The sequence below is a fragment of the Microbacterium sp. CFBP9023 genome, assembly GCF_034045055.1.
In the GTDB taxonomy this organism is placed as follows: domain Bacteria; phylum Actinomycetota; class Actinomycetes; order Actinomycetales; family Microbacteriaceae; genus Microbacterium.
Genome location: NZ_JAXCWI010000001.1, coordinates 487,045 through 505,577 on the forward strand (window position 1 = coordinate 487,045; position 18,533 = coordinate 505,577).

General features: G+C 66.9%; 19 protein-coding genes and 2 tRNA genes. 11 read left to right on the forward strand and 10 right to left on the reverse strand.

Going from position 1 to position 18,533, the window contains the following annotated elements; translation table 11 throughout:
* Nucleotides 1–2: 2 nt before the first annotated feature.
* The 3 genes from SOM10_RS02340 to orn form a co-directional block, all read right to left on the reverse strand.
* Entirely contained in the window at nucleotides 3–632 is a 630-nt protein-coding gene (locus tag SOM10_RS02340; protein WP_320488214.1) for a LysE family transporter, read from the reverse strand.
* Nucleotides 633–757: 125 nt separating this feature from the next.
* Nucleotides 758–833 (reverse strand) — tRNA-His (locus SOM10_RS02345).
* Between the two features lie 36 nt (nucleotides 834–869).
* On the reverse strand, nucleotides 870–1,496 hold the full coding sequence (gene orn, locus SOM10_RS02350) for an oligoribonuclease (protein ID WP_053096022.1): 627 nt from the start codon (nucleotides 1,494–1,496) through the stop codon (nucleotides 870–872).
* Between the two features lie 59 nt (nucleotides 1,497–1,555).
* Here orn and SOM10_RS02355 point away from each other — a divergent pair.
* Nucleotides 1,556–1,631: transfer RNA gene (locus tag SOM10_RS02355), tRNA-Arg, on the forward strand.
* 24 nt (nucleotides 1,632–1,655) lie between these two features.
* Here the strand turns inward: SOM10_RS02355 and SOM10_RS02360 are convergent.
* Nucleotides 1,656–1,925, reverse strand: coding sequence for a hypothetical protein (locus SOM10_RS02360; RefSeq protein WP_053096023.1), 270 nt, complete (start codon nucleotides 1,923–1,925; stop codon nucleotides 1,656–1,658).
* Nucleotides 1,926–2,127: 202 nt separating this feature from the next.
* Here SOM10_RS02360 and SOM10_RS02365 point away from each other — a divergent pair, with 202 nt between their 5' ends.
* The 4 genes from SOM10_RS02365 (at nucleotide 2,128) to SOM10_RS02380 (ending at nucleotide 5,517) form a co-directional block, all read left to right on the forward strand.
* A complete protein-coding gene (locus tag SOM10_RS02365) occupies nucleotides 2,128–2,673 on the forward strand; it encodes a single-stranded DNA-binding protein (protein ID WP_320488216.1) in 546 nt (181 codons plus the stop codon).
* Nucleotides 2,674–2,754: 81 nt separating this feature from the next.
* Nucleotides 2,755–3,258, forward strand: coding sequence for a DUF6993 domain-containing protein (locus tag SOM10_RS02370; protein ID WP_320488217.1), 504 nt, complete (start codon nucleotides 2,755–2,757; stop codon nucleotides 3,256–3,258).
* 83 nt (nucleotides 3,259–3,341) lie between these two features.
* On the forward strand, nucleotides 3,342–5,021 hold the full coding sequence (gene ettA, locus SOM10_RS02375) for an energy-dependent translational throttle protein EttA (protein WP_053096025.1): 1,680 nt from the start codon (nucleotides 3,342–3,344) through the stop codon (nucleotides 5,019–5,021).
* Between the two features lie 7 nt (nucleotides 5,022–5,028).
* Nucleotides 5,029–5,517 (forward strand): acyl-CoA thioesterase, encoded by a 489-nt coding sequence (locus tag SOM10_RS02380; protein ID WP_056278694.1) that lies wholly within the window; start codon nucleotides 5,029–5,031, stop codon nucleotides 5,515–5,517.
* A 29-nt stretch (nucleotides 5,518–5,546) separates the two neighbouring features.
* Here the strand turns inward: SOM10_RS02380 and SOM10_RS02385 are convergent, their stop codons facing one another.
* Nucleotides 5,547–6,434: an acyl-CoA thioesterase gene (locus tag SOM10_RS02385; RefSeq protein ID WP_053096027.1), complete on the reverse strand. Its 888-nt coding sequence runs from the start codon at nucleotides 6,432–6,434 to the stop codon at nucleotides 5,547–5,549.
* A 51-nt stretch (nucleotides 6,435–6,485) separates the two neighbouring features.
* On the opposite strand from SOM10_RS02385, the gene SOM10_RS02390 reads away from it, so the two are divergent.
* Complete coding sequence (locus SOM10_RS02390) at nucleotides 6,486–7,151, forward strand: hypothetical protein (RefSeq protein ID WP_187249618.1); 666 nt, start codon at nucleotides 6,486–6,488, stop codon at nucleotides 7,149–7,151.
* A 12-nt stretch (nucleotides 7,152–7,163) separates the two neighbouring features.
* Here SOM10_RS02390 and SOM10_RS02395 read toward each other — a convergent pair whose 3' ends face one another.
* From SOM10_RS02395 to pepN, 4 genes are all read right to left on the reverse strand, one after another.
* Nucleotides 7,164–8,822 carry an FAD-binding dehydrogenase gene (locus SOM10_RS02395; RefSeq protein ID WP_320488221.1) on the reverse strand — a complete coding sequence of 553 codons (1,659 nt, stop codon included), beginning with the start codon at nucleotides 8,820–8,822 and terminating at the stop codon, nucleotides 7,164–7,166.
* Nucleotides 8,819–9,310, reverse strand: a complete 492-nt coding sequence (locus SOM10_RS02400) for a globin (protein WP_394194394.1) — start codon at nucleotides 9,308–9,310, stop codon at nucleotides 8,819–8,821. Before SOM10_RS02400 ends, SOM10_RS02395 begins: the two co-directional genes overlap by 4 nt.
* The gene (locus SOM10_RS02405; RefSeq protein ID WP_320488224.1) at nucleotides 9,265–10,338 is read right to left on the reverse strand and encodes a mechanosensitive ion channel family protein; all 1,074 of its coding nucleotides are present in this window, start codon (nucleotides 10,336–10,338) and stop codon (nucleotides 9,265–9,267) included. Before SOM10_RS02405 ends, SOM10_RS02400 begins: the two co-directional genes overlap by 46 nt.
* 73 nt (nucleotides 10,339–10,411) lie before the next feature.
* Nucleotides 10,412–12,964: an aminopeptidase N gene (gene pepN, locus SOM10_RS02410; RefSeq protein WP_320488225.1), complete on the reverse strand. Its 2,553-nt coding sequence runs from the start codon at nucleotides 12,962–12,964 to the stop codon at nucleotides 10,412–10,414.
* A gap of 124 nt (nucleotides 12,965–13,088) precedes the next feature.
* Between pepN and SOM10_RS02415 the strand changes: the two genes are divergently transcribed.
* From SOM10_RS02415 to SOM10_RS02435, 5 genes are read left to right on the forward strand one after another with little or no spacing between them, the layout of a single operon-like run.
* The gene (locus SOM10_RS02415; protein ID WP_320488226.1) at nucleotides 13,089–14,273 is read left to right on the forward strand and encodes a ferrochelatase; all 1,185 of its coding nucleotides are present in this window, start codon (nucleotides 13,089–13,091) and stop codon (nucleotides 14,271–14,273) included.
* A 37-nt stretch (nucleotides 14,274–14,310) separates the two neighbouring features.
* Nucleotides 14,311–14,796 carry a ribose-5-phosphate isomerase gene (locus tag SOM10_RS02420; RefSeq protein ID WP_320488228.1) on the forward strand — a complete coding sequence of 162 codons (486 nt, stop codon included), beginning with the start codon at nucleotides 14,311–14,313 and terminating at the stop codon, nucleotides 14,794–14,796.
* Nucleotide 14,797: 1 nt separating this feature from the next.
* On the forward strand, nucleotides 14,798–15,796 hold the full coding sequence (locus SOM10_RS02425; protein WP_056278701.1) for an Fpg/Nei family DNA glycosylase: 999 nt from the start codon (nucleotides 14,798–14,800) through the stop codon (nucleotides 15,794–15,796).
* Nucleotides 15,797–15,819: 23 nt separating this feature from the next.
* Nucleotides 15,820–16,461, forward strand: coding sequence for an FMN-binding negative transcriptional regulator (locus SOM10_RS02430; protein WP_053096036.1), 642 nt, complete (start codon nucleotides 15,820–15,822; stop codon nucleotides 16,459–16,461).
* Entirely contained in the window at nucleotides 16,458–17,954 is a 1,497-nt protein-coding gene (locus SOM10_RS02435) for an amidohydrolase (RefSeq protein WP_320488231.1), read from the forward strand. The genes SOM10_RS02430 and SOM10_RS02435 overlap by 4 nt, the downstream gene beginning before the upstream one ends.
* A 57-nt stretch (nucleotides 17,955–18,011) precedes the next feature.
* Here the strand turns inward: SOM10_RS02435 and SOM10_RS02440 are convergent, their stop codons facing one another.
* A complete protein-coding gene (locus tag SOM10_RS02440) occupies nucleotides 18,012–18,497 on the reverse strand; it encodes a Dps family protein (protein WP_053096038.1) in 486 nt (161 codons plus the stop codon).
* Nucleotides 18,498–18,533 lie beyond the last annotated feature (36 nt).

Sequence of the window (18,533 nt, forward strand, 5' to 3'; positions counted from 1 at the left end):
CGTCAGTGGAGGAAGACGAGGAGGCCCGCGACGGCGATGAAGAGGACGCCGAAGACACTGTTGAGCGTCCGCTGCCCTCGCGAGGATCTCGTGAGCCTGCGGAACGGCCCGGCCGCTGTGGCGAAGAATCCCCACATCACCACGATGTCGACGATGATGACGGTGCCGATGAGAGTGAGGTACTGGGGGAGTTGGGGCTCGTCCAGTCGGATGAACTGCGGGATGAAGGCGAGGAAGAAGACGATCGCCTTGGGATTGAGCAGGTTGACCCAGAATCCGCGTCTGATCATCGACCAGTGGCCCTCGTGCAGGTCGACGACCGTCCCGTCGTCATCGGCGGCACGTCGAGGCCTCGTGAGGATCAGTCGGATTCCGAGGAAGACCAGGTACGCCGCGCCGGCATACCTGATCACGTTGAAGAGGACTTCGGACTGCGAGACGAGAAGCCCCAGGCCCGCGGCGACGATCATGACATGGAGGACGAGAGCCAGCTGCTGCCCGAGGATGCCCCAGATCGATCGGCGCCAGCCCTGACTCAGAGCGTTCGACATCGTGTTGATGGCACCGGCGCCCGGCGTGAAGCTGATCACCACGCAGGCGGTCAGAAGCGAGAACCACACGGCGAGCGACACCCCGCAATCCTAGGGGCAGCTCAGCGTGCTCTCGATCACCGCCGCCTGGGCTTGAGGACCGAGGCGTCATCCGACGAGGAGAACAGAAGAAGGTCCGAGTCTCTCGACTCGGACCTTCTTCTGAGTGGGGTGAGTAACGGGACTCGAACCCGCGACATCCGGCACCACAAGCCAGCGCTCTACCAGCTGAGCTATACCCACCATGTGCCAATCGCGATTGGCAACCAGACGAGTCTATTACATGTTCGGGGTGAACTCTGACACGGTGCGAGTGGCGATGTCGCGAGCGTCGTCACTCGACGGTCCGGGCTCGTCGACGAAGACCGCCTCACGGTAGTACCGCAGCTCGCGGATCGACTCGAGGATGTCCGCGAGGGCGCGGTGTCCGCCGTCCTTCGCCGGCGCCTGGAAGAACACCCGCGGGTACCACCGCCGCGACAACTCCTTGATGCTGGAGACGTCGACGTTGCGGTAGTGCAGCCACTGGTCCACCTGGCTCATGTACTTCGCCAGGAACATGCGGTCGGTGCCGATGGTGTTGCCTGCGAGCGGAGCCTTGCGTTCGAGGGGGACGAACCGCTTGATGTAGGCGAGGGTCTGCTCCTCGGCCTCGGCCAGCGAGACGCCATGCGGGATCTCTGTGATCAGCCCGGAGGACTCGTGCATCTTCGTCACGAAGTCGTTCATGTTCTCGAGTGCTGCGTCGCTCGGGCGGATCACGATCTGGAAGCCGGGATCGACCGGACGCAGTTCGAAATCAGTGATGACGACGGCGATCTCGACGAGCTCGTCGACGGAGAGATCGAGACCGGTCATCTCACAGTCGATCCAGACGAGGCGGTCGTTCTCTGAGGCAGATACCATGTCGCCATCCTATCGACGGCTCCGACATCCGAGTCGGGCGCGGTACGGTAGTTCTGTGCGCCTCCGTAGCTCAGGGGATAGAGCAGGAGCCTTCTAATCTCTTGGTCGCAGGTTCGAATCCTGCCGGGGGCACCATCGCCTGGGCCCGTGTGCGGAGGCTCATCCGTTCCGCAGCGCGGCCACCGCATCGTCTGCGCTCCAGAAGTCTCCGACGAGTCGGAAAGACGACGTGGCGAGGTGGAGGCGTTCCGCCCGATACCTGACCCCGAGGGGATCCGGGACGAGGCGCAGATGCCCGAGGACCCGGTCCTTCGCGTCCTGCACCCGCCAGAGATGGGCTGAGGCGCGCACAAGGTGCTCCTTCTTCGCCGACAGCCGCGGCGTCGCGTGGGGAACCTCGGGGACGGACGTGATCAGGGTGGCGGACATCGAATCTCCTTTCCTGATTCGAACGTATGACCGACCACCGACATTGCGCGGGTGGCATGATGCGGCGGCAAGCGCAGTTCTTCTGCACATGCGGACGTCGATTCTGGTTGTTCAGGATCTGGTGTTCCGCGTGCGCAGGAAGCACCGCCGGAGCGCACTCTGTAGCGAGCCGGACGCACGTTACGGGCACAGAGGAGCGAACATGTACGACACAGTGACGATCGTGGGAAACGTTGCGACCGATCCCACCCAGGGGCGCACGACCAGCGGGATCCCTGTCACGAACTTCCGACTCGCCAGCACTCACAGGCGGTTCGACGAATCGACGCGGACCTGGATCGACGTGGTCACGAACTGGTATTCGGTCGCGGCTTTTCGCCAGTTGGGAGAGCATGCCAAGGCCTCGCTGCGGGCGGGCGACAGCGTGATCGTCACCGGGAGGATGAAGATCCGCGCATGGGAGAACAACGGCAAGCAGGGGACCAGCGTCGACATCGACGCGGATGCGATCGGCCACGACCTCCGCTGGGGCACGACCGCGTATCGCCGTAGTTCCAGAGCGACCGTCGACGCGCCTCCGCGGGGTGGCGCGGCGCCGTCGGATGCGGTCAGCGACGACGCGGGGAGCCTGGGCTCGAGCGATGAGATGAAGGACATCGACACGTCGTGGGCCGCGAACGACGCCGAGCCTGCGGGATCAGGCAGCGACCTCGTGGGTTCGTTTCCCTCAGGGTCCGGTGCGTCCTGAGGGCGGGTGAGGACTGCGTCCGACGCACTCGATCGTGGTGAGCCGGACGCGTGCGGAGGAGGACGCCCGTAGACTCGGTTCGTGCTTCGACGACCGGACTCCTCCGCACCGCGTTCAGCGATCGCAGTCGGCATCGGCACGACTCTGGTGCTGCTGCTGACGGCGTGCGGTCCGACAGCCTCGCCCGCACCGGCACCGGGTCCGACCGACGCCGCTGAGTCGCCGGGGCCGTCGGCATCTCCGGCAGGTCCCGTGTTCGTGGCGGACGGCAGTGCGGAGGACAACCTGCCGCTCTTCGCAGCCGTGACCGACGGCGTATGGGTATCCGAGCAGAGGGTTTCCGGCCGCGCGTATATCGATGCCCTGACGGCGGCCGGCTTCGACAAGGCCGCCATGCAGGTGACCGCAGACGTCACGACGGTCGGAAACCCGGTCGAGAGCCTGCAGTTCGCGGTGCGTTGGGGCGACGCGGAGTGCCTCGTCGGCCAGGTGGGACCGTCGACCGGCGAGCCCGTCGCCGTCGTGATGCCCCAGCTCGCAGAGGGGCGCTGTCTCGTCGGTGCGACGCGGGCAATCGACTGGTGATACGGCGGCTCCGGTAGCGAGCCCTGCGATCGCCGGTAGGCTGGAGTGTCGATCTTCGACGCCAACAGAAGGAGCGGTTTTCGGTGGCTGAGTACATCTACTCGATGGTTCGTGCGCGCAAGGCGGTGGGCGACAAGCTCATCCTCGATGACGTCACCATGGCATTCCTCCCCGGTGCCAAGATCGGCATGGTGGGTCCGAACGGCGCCGGCAAGTCGACGATCCTCAAGATCATGGCCGGCATGGACACGCCGTCCAACGGCGAGGCGAAGCTGTCTCCCGGCTTCTCCGTCGGGATCCTGATGCAGGAGCCCGAGCTCGACGAGAGCAAGACCGTCATCGAGAACATCCAGGACGGCATCGCCATCAAGGCGAAGGTCGACCGCTTCAACGAGATCTCGATGCTGATGGCCGACCCGGATGCGGACTTCGACTCGCTTTTGGCTGAGATGGGCACACTGCAGGAAGAGATCGATGCAGCCGATGGCTGGGACCTCGACTCGCAGCTCGAGCAGGCGATGGACGCCCTCCGCACGCCGCCGGCCGATGCCGCCATCGCGCCTCTCTCCGGTGGAGAGAAGCGCCGAGTCGCGCTGGCGAAGCTCCTGCTCCAGAAGCCCGATCTTCTGCTGCTCGACGAGCCCACCAACCACCTGGACGCCGAGAGCGTGCTCTGGCTCGAGCAGCACCTGCAGGCCTACAAGGGCGCGGTGATCGCGATCACCCACGACCGGTACTTCCTCGACCACGTCGCCGAGTGGATCGCCGAGGTCGACCGTGGTCGGCTCATCGGGTACGAGGGCAACTACTCGACCTATCTGGAGAAGAAGGGCGAACGCCTCGAGATCCAGGGCAAGAAGGACGCCAAGCTCGCCAAGCGCCTCAAGGAGGAGCTCGAGTGGGTGCGGTCGAGCGCGAAGGGCCGTCAGACCAAGTCCAAGGCACGTCTCGCGCGGTACGAGGAGATGGCGACCGAGGCCGAGCGGACCAGGAAGCTGGACTTCGAGGAGATCACGATCCCGGCGGGTCCCCGACTCGGGAGTGTCGTCATCGACGCGAAGAACCTGAAGAAGGGGTTCGACGGGCGTTCGCTCATCGACGGCCTCAGCTTCAGCCTTCCGCCGAACGGCATCGTCGGGGTGATCGGCCCGAACGGTGTGGGTAAGACGACGCTGTTCAAGACGATCGTCGGCCTCGAGCCGCTCGACGCGGGCGATCTCAAGATCGGTGAGACGGTCAAGATCAGCTACGTCGACCAGTCCCGGTCGAACATCGACCCGGACAAGACGCTGTGGGAGGTCGTCTCCGACGGGCTCGACTTCATCACCGTGGGCAAGACGGAGATCCCCTCGCGCGCGTACGTCTCGAAGTTCGGCTTCAAGGGGCCGGACCAGCAGAAGAAGGCCGGTGTGCTCTCCGGTGGTGAGCGCAACCGACTGAACCTGGCCCTCACTCTGAAGGAGGGCGGCAACCTGCTGCTGCTCGACGAGCCCACCAACGACCTCGACGTCGAGACCCTGAGCTCCCTCGAGAACGCGCTGCTCGAATTCCCCGGCTGCGCAGTCGTGATCACTCACGACCGGTGGTTCCTCGACCGCATCGCGACGCACATCCTCGCGTACGAGGGTACCGACGAGAAGCCCGACCAGTGGTACTGGTTCGAGGGCAACTTCGAGGCGTACGAGGAGAACAAGATCCAGCGCCTCGGTGCAGACGCGGCGAAGCCGCACCGCTCGACGCACCGCAAGCTCACGCGCGACTGACCGCCCGATGTCCGACCTGACACCGGGATCCCGGCTGCACATCCCGATCCACCTCCGCTGGGGGGATCTGGACGCATTCAATCACGTCAACAACACCTCGATGCTGAAGCTCCTCGAGGAGGCGCGCGTACGCGCGTTCTGGCGTGCGGGTCCCGGTGAGCAGGCGCCATCCACCGCTGTGCTCGACTCAGGCATCGACGAGGGAACGCTGACGCTCATCGCTCGTCAGGAGATCGAGTATCTCGCACCGGTGCCGTATCAACGGCGCCCGCTCGAAGTGCAGATGTGGTTCGGCAAGCTCGGCGGCTCCAGCGTCGAGGTCTGCTACGAGGTGCACAACGACCCGACGGCGGAACCTCGTACGATCTATGCGCGCTCCACCGCCATCATCGTGCTCGTCGATGCGAAGACCGGACGACCCACGCGGCTCACCCAGGAGATGCGCGAGGCCTGGGAACCGTACGTCGGGCCGTCCATCGAGTACGCCCACCGGTGAGGTGAGCCGACTCGTCGGCGCCGGCCGGATCACGCCGGTGCCGGCACCCTGACCATGATCTCCTGCGCGACCGAGGCGACGAGGTCGCCCGACTGCGTGTAGATGCGTCCCTGGGCGAGTCCACGGCCGCCGCGCGCGTTCGGGGACTCCTGTAGATAGAGCAACCACTCGTCGACACGTGCGGGACGGTGCCACCACATCGCGTGGTCCAGGCTCGCCACCTTGAGCCCGGGCAGGCCCCAATAGACGCCATGGGCCCGGAGGATCGATTCCTGGATCGTCATGTCGCTCAGGTATGCGAGAGCCGCCCTGTGGATGCGCTGGTCATCGGGAAGCGGCGCCTTCATGCGCATCCACACACCCTGTTGAGGGACGCGGTCGTCTGCGCTCGGCAGAAACAGAGGCGAGTCGATATGGCGCACGTCGGCCGCGCGATCACTGAGCATCCGCACGACGCCGGAGGGCAGACCGTCGACGCGCTGCTCATCGGGGAGCAAGGAGTCGGGACCGGGGACATCGGCGGGCATGGGGACGGCATGCTCGAGTCCCGGATCCTCGTCCTGGAAGGACGCGATCATCGAGAAGATCGGTACGCCGTTCTGATAGGCCTGTGATCGGCGAGTCGAGAAGGATCGCCCGTCGTGGATGCGATCCACGGCGATCGTGATTCCCTGACTCGCGTCGCCCGGCCGCAGGAAGTAGCCGTGCATGGAGTGGACGGCCCGATCCTCCGGCAGCGTACGCTCCGCGGCGAGCAGGGTCTGCGCGAGCACCTGGCCACCGTAGATCCGTCCGGACGGCATCGGATGCGACGAACCGGTGAAGATGTCCTCGGTGGTGCGAGCCTGCGTCGAGTCGAGATCGAGCACGTCGAGGAGTTGTTCGACGGTGCGGATCGCGTGGGCGTCGGCGGTCATGACTTCCTTCCCGCGACTGCGGATGCATCTGGCGTTGCTAGTTTAGAGGGTGTGCCCCACCAGCTTCTTCTCGCAGACGCCGAGACCGCCAAGGACGTTCTGACCTTCCTCGGACGAGCGACCCGCATCTCCGATGAAGGGGTTCGGCTGCAGGCAGCGAGGGGAGTTCTCGCGCTGACGGGCGCCGCGCTCTCTCCCCACGGCCTGTTCGATCAGACTCCGACCGTGCTGGCGATGCGAGTCGTCCAGGCGGACCCCGAACTCGAGTGCGACGTCGTCGTCGCCGCGCTCACAGCGACGGACGACGAGCGCGCCCTGACGCTGCCAGAGACCGGGCTCTCACCCGCGTGGGCCGGGGTCGCCCCGCCGCGCGGTCCCTGGCAGGCGACGTCGACCCTGCCGGCATCCGTGATCGCCCGACGCGCCCAGTGGGGGATCAGCGCCGTTGCTCGTGGAGCGACGCCGGGCGCGGGCGAGGAGGCGGTCAGAGCCCTCCGTGCGGCCATCTGGGGCGAGCCCGATGACGATCTCGGCGGTCTGCCGCGCGGAGTGGCATTCGCGGCGGACGCGTTCGGCTTCATCTCCGGCGAGGAGGACGTTCCGGTCATGCAATCGGGGCGATGGACTCGGCTCGCCTTCCGTCGCGGACACGTGCTCTCTCGAGGTCCCGTTGCGTCGGGCCTGACCGCCGTCAGGGGTACGGGCTCCGCACAGTAGACGCGTACGACCTCACCGCGCGGCAGCGCGCCCGGCCTGACGGCCCGAGAAGAGACATCCGCCGAGGAACGTGCCCTCGAGTGCGCGGTAGCCGTGCATCCCGCCGCCGCCGAAGCCGCTCGCCTCGCCCGCGGCATACAGGCCGGGGATCGGTTCGCCGTCGGCTCCGAGAGCACGGCCGTCGAGATCGGTATTGATTCCGCCGAGTGATTTCCGCGTGAGGACGTGCAGTTTCACAGCGACGAGCGGACCTGCTGCCGGATCCTGGAGCCGGTGCGGTGCGGCGGTGCGGATCAGCCTGTCGCCACGATATCCGCGCATGGAGCGAAGCATGCCGATCTGGGCGTCCTTCGAGAACTCGTTGTCCATCTCCAGGTCGCGCGCCACGACCTCCCGTCGGACGTGGTCGATGTCGAGCGATTCGCCGCCGGGATGCCGCTTCATCTGCTCGAGCAGGGACTCGAGATCGTTCTCGACGATGAAGTCCTCACCCTCGTCGAGGAATGCCTGCACCGGGCCGGTCGGTCCCTTCGCCAGTCGGGACTTCACCAGCAGACCGACGTCCTTGCCCGTCAGGTCGGGGTTCTGCTCACTTCCCGAGAGGGCGAACTCCTTCTCGACGATCTGACGAGAGGTGATGAACCACGAGTGGTCGTAGCCGGTGCGGCGGAGGTGGGCGAGCGTGCCCAGCGTGTCGAAGCCAGGAAACAGGGGGACAGGCAATCGCGTCCCCGTGGCATCGAGCCACAGCGACGAGGGTCCGGGGAGGATGCGGATGCCGTGGGACGGCCAGACCGGATCCCAGTTCGTGATGCCTTCGACGTAGTGCCACATCCGGTCACCGTTCACGAGGCGAGCCCCCGCCGCGTCCGAGACGGCGTGCATCGATCCGTCCACGTACGCGGGCACCCCCGTCAGCATGTGCTCGGGCGGCACGCCGAGGCTCGCAGGCCATGCCGCACGCACGAGATCGTGGTTGCCGCCGATGCCGCCCGAGGAGACGATCGTCGCTCCGGCGCTGATCTCGAAGTCGCCGATCGCGGACCGTGACGACTCGACGCCGCGAAGCGCGGGGCTCGACTCCAGGATCGTTCCCCGTACGCCGGTGACGGCTCCGTCGGTGGTGACGAGTTCGGTCACCCGGTGGCGGGGCAGGATCGTGATCCGGCCCTCGCGCTCACCCTGTTCGACTGCTGCGGCGAACGGAGCCACGACACCGGGTCCGGTGCCCCAGGTGATGTGGAATCGCGGAACCGAGTTGCCCGGACCGAGTGCACCGTATCCGCCTCGCTCGGCCCATCCGACCACGGGGAAGAACGTGACGCCGCGTTCGCGCAGCCACGCGCGCTTCTCACCGGCCGCGAACTGGAGGTAGGCCTCGGCCCACCGGCGCGGCCAGTGATCCTCCGGGCGGTCGAAGGAGGCTGTTCCGAACCAGTCCTGGGTCGCCAGCGCGAGCGAATCCCGGATCCCCATCCGTCGCTGCTCGGGCGAATCGATCAAGAAGAGTCCGCCGAACGACCACCACGCCTGCCCGCCGAGATTCGTGCGCGGCTCCTGGTCGACGAGGATCACGCGACGCCCGGCATCCAACGCCTCACTCGCCGCGACGAGCCCGGCAAGCCCCCATCCGATGACCAGTACGTCTGCAGACAGGGGCGTGGTCGTCATGTGCTCTCCGTTGATTCCTGACGTGATCGCGTCTCGAGCGTGGGACGCCCGGCGGAGGGTGCGCCGATGCCGGACGGCTCGAATGTGTTCACCATGGCATACGCGGCTCGTTCCAGGTAGTCCCAGAGCGTCGATTCGTGGAGTGGCGACAACTGCGCCTCGTCCACGGCCGTTCGCATGTGCCGGAGCCACCGGTCACGCGCGTCGGGGTCGACGTGGAACGGCATGTGGCGCATCCTGAGGCGGGGGTGGCCACGAGTCTCGCCGTACGTCGTGGGGCCACCCCAGTACTGCTCGAGGAACAGGAGCAGGCGTTCCTCGGCGGGGCCGAGATCCTCTTCGGGATACATCGGCTTCAGGACAGGATCGAGTGCGACCTCGCGGTAGAAGACCGACACGATCTTCGCGAAGGTGTCGCGACCGCCGACCTCGTCGTAGAAAGTCACTTCTGGGAGCTCCCGTCGTCGTTCGTCTTCTTGCGTCGCCAGATTCCCCTGTCCGGGATCACAGGCACGCCGGTGACCGCGTTCGGACGGGTCTTGGGCGGATTCGCACCCCGAACCCGGCGTGCACCGTCGAGACCGGTGGGCACGACCGTCGTCATGCTCGGGAGCGCGATCTCGTTCTCGAGCAGGGCCGACCGCAGACGCTTGCGCAGTTCCTGCGCCACGTCGTCCTTGGCGTTCGCGCGAGCCTTGATCACGAGACGGATGACCAGGGCGTCGCCGTCGATCGACTCGAGACCCCACAGCTCCGGCTTCTCGACGATGCGAGTTCGCCACTTCGGATCCTTGGCCAGCGCCAGCGCGGTGTCCAACATGGTCTGCTCGGCCTTGTCGAAGTCCGAGTCGACGGGCACACCGACATCGATGATCGCGCGCGCCCAACCCTGGGACATGTTGCCGATGCGGAGCACCTCGCCGTTGCGGACGTACCAGAGGGTGCCGTTCACATCACGGACCTGGGTGATGCGCACACTCACGTACTCGACGACGCCTGACGCGAGACCGAGATCGACGACGTCGCCGATGCCGATCTGATCCTCCGCGACGATGAACATGCCGTTCAGCACGTCCTTGACGATGTTCTGAGCGCCGAAGCCGAGGCCCGCGCCGACCGCCGCAGTGAGCAGGGTGAGGGAACCGAGCAGGGTGGGGGACAGATGGTTGACCACCAGCACGATCGCGATCACCACGAGCATCACATTGACGATGTTCTGCAGGATCGTCCCGAGAGTGCGCGTCCGCTGCACGAGGCGCATGTCGGCGAGCGGAGATCGCTCGAGGGCCTGGGTGTCGTCGACGTCTGCCTTGCTCTTCGCACTGTCGACGATCCGGTGCACGACGCGTCGGATGACCACCCGGAGGACCAGACCGATCAGGATGCAGCCGCCGATGATCGCGACGACCCCGAGAGCTTGGAGGCCCACGTCCCGGAGCACGGTGACAGCATCCATCCACCAGTCGGGGAGTGGGGTCTCTGCAGGGTCAGGGTTCGTATCGAATGGCTGCATCATCCCCTCCAGAGTAGCGATCAGGCCTCTGCGCGGGCTGGATGCACCGCACAGAGGCCTGATCGGGAGAGACGGGTCAGTCCTCTGCGTCGCGAGACTGCGCGGCGAGCGACCGCTCGACGTCTGCGAGGTTCTCGAGCACGAGACGACGGAGTGCCGGTGCGGCGTCCTGATTCGCGGACAGCCAGGCCCGCGTCGCATCGCGCAGTTCGACATCCGCGATGGCGGTGGGGAACAGGCCGACGATGAGGTACTGCGCGATCTGGTAGCTGCGGGACTCCCAGATCGGCACGAGCATGTCAAAGTACGCCGGAACGAACTCGCGGAGCGATTCGGCGCCCGCCGGGTGGACGAAGCCGAGTGCGGCCGAACGCACGATCGTGTTCGGAGCGTCGTCACGATCGATCAGCGAGGCCCACGCGGCCTTCTTCGAGGCGGAGTCCGGCAGCGCGGCACGCGCCTGCGCGGCGAACTCGCCGCCCTTCGAGGTGTTGTCCGAGGACAGCGCGGCATCGATGGATGCTGCGTCCGTCGCTCCGATCGTGGCGAGGCCCACAAGGAGCTGCCAGCTGAGGTCCGCGTCGATCTCGAGACCGGGAAGCGTCTCCTCGCCGGAGCGCAGTCGACCCACGATGCCGGCGTGCTCGGGAGTGACGAGCGCGTTCGCGAAGGCCGTCACGAACTGGAGCTGGCTGTCGCTGCCCGATTCGGCGGATTCTGCGAGTGTCCAGAGACCGTCGGCGACCTTCTGGCGGGCCGTCAGGCGGTCCTCCGGCGTGACGTAGAGCGTCGCAGCCGTGCGCAGCTGCGCAAGGGTCGTACGGACCGTGGTCGACTCCGTCTCGCGGCCGATGTTCCCCAGCACCAGATCGATGTAATCGGATGCGGCGGTCTCGGCGTCGCGGGTCTGATCCCACGCCGCTCCCCACACGAGCGAGCGTGCGAGGGGATCACGGATGTCTGCGAGGTGCTCGATCGCCGTGGCGAGGGAACGGTCATCGAGGCGGATCTTCGCGTAGGCGAGATCGTCATCGTTGAGCAGCACCAGGTCGGGGCGCTTGAGGCCGTGCAGCTCGGGGACCTCGGTGCGGTCTCCGTCGACGTCGACCTCGGCATAGTGCGACCGCACGAGTGCGCCGTCCTGGAGGTTGTAGAAGCCGATGCCGAGGCGGTGAGGGCGGATGGTGGGGTAGTCCGCGGGAGCAGTCTGCGTCACGGCGAACCGCGTGATGGTGCCGTCGACGTCGTCGGCGATCACCGGTTCGAGCGTGTTCACGCCCGCGGTCTCGAGCCACTTCTTCGACCAGGTGCTCAGATCGCGACCGCTGGTGGCCTCGAGCTCGGTGAGCAGATCGCTCAGCTCGGTGTTGCCCCACGAGTGCTTCTGGAAGTACTGCGAGACACCCGCGAAGAACTCCTCGATGCCGACCCAGGCGGCGAGCTGCTTGAGAACCGAGCCGCCCTTCGCGTAGGTGATGCCGTCGAAGTTCACCTGCACGTCTTCGAGATCGTTGATCTCGGCCACGATCGGGTGGGTGGACGGAAGCTGATCCTGACGGTAGGCCCAGGTCTTCTCCATCGCGTTGAACGTGGTCCATGCCTCGGTCCACTCGGTGGCCTCGGCGGTCGCGATCGTCGACGCCCACTCGGCGAACGATTCGTTCAGCCAGAGGTCGTTCCACCACTTCATCGTGACGAGGTCGCCGAACCACATGTGTGCGAGCTCATGCAGGATCGTGACGACGCGACGCTCCTTGACGGCGTCGGTCACCTTGCTGCGGAAGACGTAGGTCTCGGTGAAGGTCACCGCGCCCGCGTTCTCCATGGCGCCGGCGTTGAACTCCGGGACGAAGAGCTGGTCGTACTTCGCGAACGGGTAGGGGACGCCGAACTTCGACTCGAAGTATGCGAATCCCTCGCGGGTCTTGTCGAAGATGTAGTCGGCGTCGAGGTGCTGCCAGAGGCTCTTGCGTCCGTAGACGCCGAGCGGGATCACCCGGCCCGAGGCGCTGGTGAGCTCGGAGAACGTCGCTTCGTAGGGCCCGGCGACGAGCGCGGTGATGTACGAGGAGATGCGCGGGGTGGGCTCGAAGCCCCAGGTGGCGACCGAGTGGTCGTCGTGCACGATGGGCTCGGGCGTGGGGGAGTTGGAGACGACCTTCCACGACGCCGGTGCGGTGACCGTGAACTGGAACGTCGCCTTGAGGTCGGGCTGCTCGAACACCGCGAACACGCGTCGGGAGTCGGGGACCTCGAACTGCGAGTAGAGGTAGACCTCGCCGTCCACGGGATCGACGAACCGGTGGAGTCCCTCTCCGGTGTTCGTGTAGAGGCAGTCCGCGTCGACCACGAGGACGTTCTCGGCCTGCAGACCGGCGAGTGCGATGCGCGAGTCGGCGAAGACCTCGTCGGGGTCCAGCTGCTCGCCGTTCAGCGAGATCTCGCGCACGTCGCGGGCGATCAGATCGATGAAGGTGGTGCTCTCCGGCGTCGCGGTGAACCGGACGACGCTGCGGGAGCCGAAGACCTCCGCACCCTTCGTCAGGTCGAGCGAGACTTCGTACGACTGAGTGTCGATGACGTCGCGGCGCTCCTGCGCTTCGATGCGGGTGAGGTTCTCTCCAGGCACAGCTGTACTCCCAGGGGTGAGGGGATGCTGCCGCAACCCAGCGCAGTTGGCGCCCACGGCAACCATGACAGCCTACGCCAGCACGGCGGCCTGTCTCACGTCTGGAAGGTGAAAGGATGGAGGGGTGACCGCGATCGAGCCGAACCACGTCCTCTTTGCCTCTGCTGCCGCTGCCGAAGGTGCGCCCTACGTGTCGACGCCGACGGCGTACGACGGCATCCTGCTCGCCGGATTCGGAGGGCCCGAGGGACAGGACGACGTCATCCCGTTCCTCCGCAATGTCACGCGCGGTCGCGGTATCCCCGATGAACGACTGGAAGAGGTGGCGCATCACTACCGCCACTTCGGTGGCGTGAGCCCGATCAACGGTCAGAACCGCATTCTCAAGGAGGCCCTGGAGGGCGAGCTCGCACGCCGCGGCATCGATCTTCCGGTGTACTGGGGCAACCGCAACTGGAGTCCGTACCTCGAGGAGGTCGTGACCGAGGCGGCCGCCGACGGGAAGACGACGCTGCTCGCGTTCGCCACCAGTGCCTACAGCTCGTTCTCGAGCTGCCGGCAGTATCGCGAGGACTTCGCACGGGTGCTCGAGGAGACGAAGCTCGGCGACAGGGTGACGATCGACAAGATCCGTCCCTTCTACGACCACCCCGGATTCGTCGAGTCGTTCGAGACGGGCGTCCGCGAGGCCGTGGAGGCGTTCCTCGGACAGGGCGTCGCCCCCGGGGACATCCAGATCCTGTTCTCGACCCACAGCATCCCGACGGCCGACGCGGAGCGCTCCGGTGCGCGGGACATCGACTGGGGCGAGGGCGGCGCCTACGCGGCGCAGCACCTCGCGGTCGCCGCGTGGGTCATGGATCGAGTCCGCGAGAGCATCCCCGAGGCGGCGGACGTGTCATGGGAGCTCGTCTACCAGTCCCGTTCGGGTCCCGCCTCGCAGCCGTGGCTGGAGCCGGATGTGTGCGACGTGATCGGCGAACTCCCCGAGCGCGGTCGGAAAGCCGTGGCGGTCGTGCCGGTCGGTTTCATGAGCGACCACATGGAGGTCCTCTGGGACCTCGACACCGAGGCGGCCGAAGCTGCGGAAGAGGCCGGACTGGCTTTCACACGCACTCCCACGCCCGGAGTGGCGCCGTCATTTGTCACCGGCATCGTCGACCTGATCGTCGAGCGGCTGGAAGGCCGCCCCAACGAGGAGCGCCCTCACGTGACGTCGCTGCCGGGTGCGTTCGACGTGTGCCGTCCGGGCTGCTGCGAGAACGTCCGCGCCGGATTCAAGCCGGCCGCCGCCGGCGTGGCCCCGTGAGCACCCGCTGACCCGCGGCGCTTCTAGGATGGATGCCATGCGCATCCATATCGCCACCGATCACGCCGGTCTCGACTTCTCCACGCAGCTACAGGATCACCTCCGCGGCGCGGGACACGAGGTCGTGGATCACGGGCCGATCGAGTACGACGCGCTCGACGATTACCCCGCATTCTGCATCCGTGCGGCGCAGGCCGTCGTCGCGGATCAGGCGGCCGGTGTCGAGACGCTCGGTGTGGTGTTCGGCGGCTCCGGCAACGGCGAGCAGATCGCCGCGAACAAGGTCGAGGGCGTCCGTGCCGCGCTGGTGTGGAACACGTCGACCGCCGAGCTGGCCCGCCAGCACAATGACGCGAACGTGATCTCGATCGGGGCGCGGCAGCATTCCTTCGACGAGGTCACCTCGTTCATCGATACCTTCATCGCGACGCCGTTCTCGGAGGACGAGCGCCACATCCGCCGAATCGGTCAGATCGCGGACTTCGAGCGCAACGGCTCGCTGCTCCCGGATCCGAGAGGCTGAGATGCCCGAGGGACATTCGGTTCACCGCATCGCGCGCCAGTTCGACCGTAACTTCGTCGGGAAGCAGATGCTCGCCTCGAGCCCCCAGGGACGATTCGCCGAGGGTGCGGCCGTCCTGAACGGTCGTGAGGCGATCAGCGTGCAGGCGGTGGGGAAGCAGATGTTCCTCGAGGCCGAAGGCGATGTGTGGCTTCGGGTGCACCTCGGCCTGTACGGCGCGTGGGACTTCGCCGGCGACATCCTGGTCGACCCGACGATCGCCTCTGCGAACGGCCGCATGGGCCAGACGAACCAGCGCGGAACTGTGGTCGACGAGGAGATCCTCGACGATGCCGGAGAGAACTCGCTCGCCTCGATCGGCGCACCCCGCCGGACTCGGGTGCACGTGCGCATGTCGGAGCAGACGAAGGGGCTCGCCGACGAGGGACTCGAATGGCCCCCACCGGTCGTCGGACAGGTTCGACTGCGTCTGATGACCGACATCACGGCTGCCGATCTGCGCGGCCCCACGGCCTGCGTGCTCCAGAGTCCCGAGGAGATGCTCGCAAGCGTCGCCAAGCTCGGCCCGGATCCCCTCGTGGGGGATCCCGCGCAGAACGAGGAGCGCTTCGTGCAGGCGGTCCGTAAGAAGCAGACGGTGATCGCACTTCTGCTGATGGATCAGGCCGTGGTCAGCGGCATCGGAAACGTGTATCGGGCGGAGATGCTGTTCCGACAGCGGCTGAACCCCCACACGCCCGGCCGCGAGGTGCCCGAGGAGGTCGTGCGAGCACTGTGGCGCGACTGGGTGCGTCTGCTGGCCGTCGGTGTGGAGACCGGCCAGATGATGACCATGGATGATCTGTCGCCCGACGCCTATCGGGCGGCGATGGCGAGCCGCGACGATCGCCACTGGGTCTACCATCGTGCCGGTCTGCCGTGTCGAATCTGCGGCACCGAGATCGCCCTCGAGGAGATCGGCGCCCGCAAGCTGTACTGGTGCCCGCGCTGCCAGGCCTGACCGGTCAGCCGTAGGCTGAGAGGATGCGTCAGAACCCCAGTTTCACGCTCGCTGATGTGGCCGAGATCCGTCGGGTCATCGATGCCGATCCGTGGGCGACCATAGTGAGCGACGGACCGGAGGGCCTCGTCTCCTCTCACTACGTCGTGCTGCTCGACCAGGATCGCGATGATCTCACGGTCGTCGGTCACGTCGGCCGGCCCGACGACCTGATCCACGGCTTGGGCGAGAGGGAACTGCTCATCGTGTTCCAGGGGCCGCACGGCTACATCTCACCGGGCTGGTATGGCGATGTCCCCTCCGTTCCGACGTGGAACTACACGGCCGTTCATCTTGCCGGAGTTCCCGAGATACTCAGCGACGAAGAGAATCTCGCCGTTCTCGATCGACTCGTCGACCGTTTCGAGGGGCGGATGCCGGAGCCACGGCAGATGTGGGAACGGCCGAACGACCCCGCGTTCATCACACGGCTGGCCGCAGGGACGGTGGGATTCAGGCTCACCCCGACACGCGTCGTCGCCAAACGCAAACTGAGTCAGAACAAGCCGGCCGAGACAGTGGAGACCATCATCGCCGAACTCGAGGCCGATGGGCCGTACGCACAGCCCGCCCTCGCCGCCGAGATGCGTCGCGCCCAGCAGGCGCGCGTCGGAGCCCGCTCGTGACCGGAGCCGCAGACAGCGTGGCCACCCTGTCGGGCGTCCGGGTCTCAGGACCGGGCAAGGAGTTCCTGATCGACGACGAGCCCGTCGACATCTTCATCGAAGACGGCCGGATCAGCGACATCGCCCCCGCCGGAGCGCTGCCGCCACAGGGGCGCATCCTCGACGGCAACGGAGCGTGGGCCGTGCCGGGCCTCTGGGACAACCACGTGCACACGGTGCAGTGGGCTCTGGCCGCCGAACGCGTCGCTCTCGGTGGCGCGGGCTCCGCGTCGGAGGCGGCTGCGATCATGTCCTCCGCGGCGCCCCTCCCGGACGGGCGGAAGGTCGGCAGCGGGTTCCGTGATGCGATGTGGCCCGATCAGCCCTCGCTCGCACTTCTCGACAGCGCCACGGGAGAAGTGCCCACCTATCTCATCAACGCGGATGTGCACAGCACGTGGCTCAACTCGGCGGCGTTGCGGCTCGAGGGCTTCGACAGTCCGGACGGGATGCTCAGAGAGGAGCAAGCCTTCGAGATCTCCCGTCGCCTGAACGCCGTCGACCCGGAACGCGGCGACAGAGCGGTCCGCGACGCGGGGGAGAGGGCCGCCTCTCGAGGCATCACCGGCCTGGTGGACTTCGACATGGCCTGGAACGCCGATGCCTGGCCGCGGCGTATCGGCGCCGGGTTCGCTGCCCATCGTGTCGAGTTCGCCATCTACCCTTTCGACCTCGGACGTGCGATCCGCGCCGGGCTCCGGTCGGGCGAGCTGCACGAGGCGGCGGACGCACCGGAAGCCGGGCGCGGCCTGATCCGGATCGGGCCGCTGAAGATCATCAGCGACGGCTCGCTGGGCACGCGCACCGCGGCCTGCTCGCATTCGTATCCTGGCGATCCCGAGAACTTCGGGGTGCTCAATGTACCGACCGCCGAGCTCGCCGAGCTGCTCACGACCGCCACCGGCGCAGGGCTCTCGGTCGCGGTGCATGCGATCGGTGATCGCGCCGTCACCGGGGCGCTGGACGCCTTCACGGTGTCGGGTGCCGTCGGAACCATCGAGCACGCTCAGCTGGTGCGGCACTCCGACCTCGCGCGGTTCGGCAGGCTCGGCGTCATCGCGAGTGTGCAACCGCAGCACGCGCTCGATGACAGGGATCTGGTCGGCCGGCACTGGGCCGGGCAGACGTCGATCGGCTATCCGCTCAGTGCCCTCCGAGACGCCGGTGTGGAGATCCGCTTCGGATCCGACGCTCCCGTGGCTCCCCTCGATCCCTGGCAGGCGATCGCCGCGGCGGTCACCCGCACGGACGATGATCGCGACCCCTGGCACCCCGAAGAGCGACTGACGAGGGAACAGGCGATCCAGGCGAGCGTCCGCACGGCTCTGCGTCCGGGGGAGGCCGCAGACATCGCCCTGTGCGGCTACGACCCGCTCTCCGCATCAGGTGCGGATCTGCGAGGGATGCCGGTCATGGCGACGATGGTCGCCGGGCGGCTGACCTACGGCGGATGAGCGCGAGAACGAAGAAGGGCACGGGAAGCCCGGTGCCCTTCTTCGTCGCGTGGGTGCTCAGGCTGCGATGTGCGACACGAGGAACCAGCGGTCCTTCTCGAGCCCGCGCATGATCTCGATCGCGACGTCCTGGCTCGTGAGGTCGACCTCGTCGAGCCCGTCGATCGCTGCCTTCACGTCGACGAGGATCGCGTCGATGTCGGAGATGACGGCGCGCACGAGCTCATCGGACTGGGTGAAGCCAGCCGGAACCGACGTCGCACCGCCCTTGGCGGCGACGGCGCTGATGCGCGCGTCGATCGGGAGACCGAGGGCGACGATCCGCTCGGCGGCCGTGTCGGCGAAGTCGCCGGCGTGCGCGACGATGGTGTCGAGGAGCTCATGAACTCCGACGAAGTTGGCGCCGCGGACATGCCAGTGCGCCTGCTTGCCGTCGATCGTCAGCGCCTGGAGACCGAGCACGACGGGGGAGAGGAACTGAGACGCTGCAGCGGCCACGGTCGGGTCGCTGGCGGTGGTGGAAACGGTCTGTACCTTGCTCATTGTGACTCCTCCGGAGTTGTCTCTTCGTGCCTGATG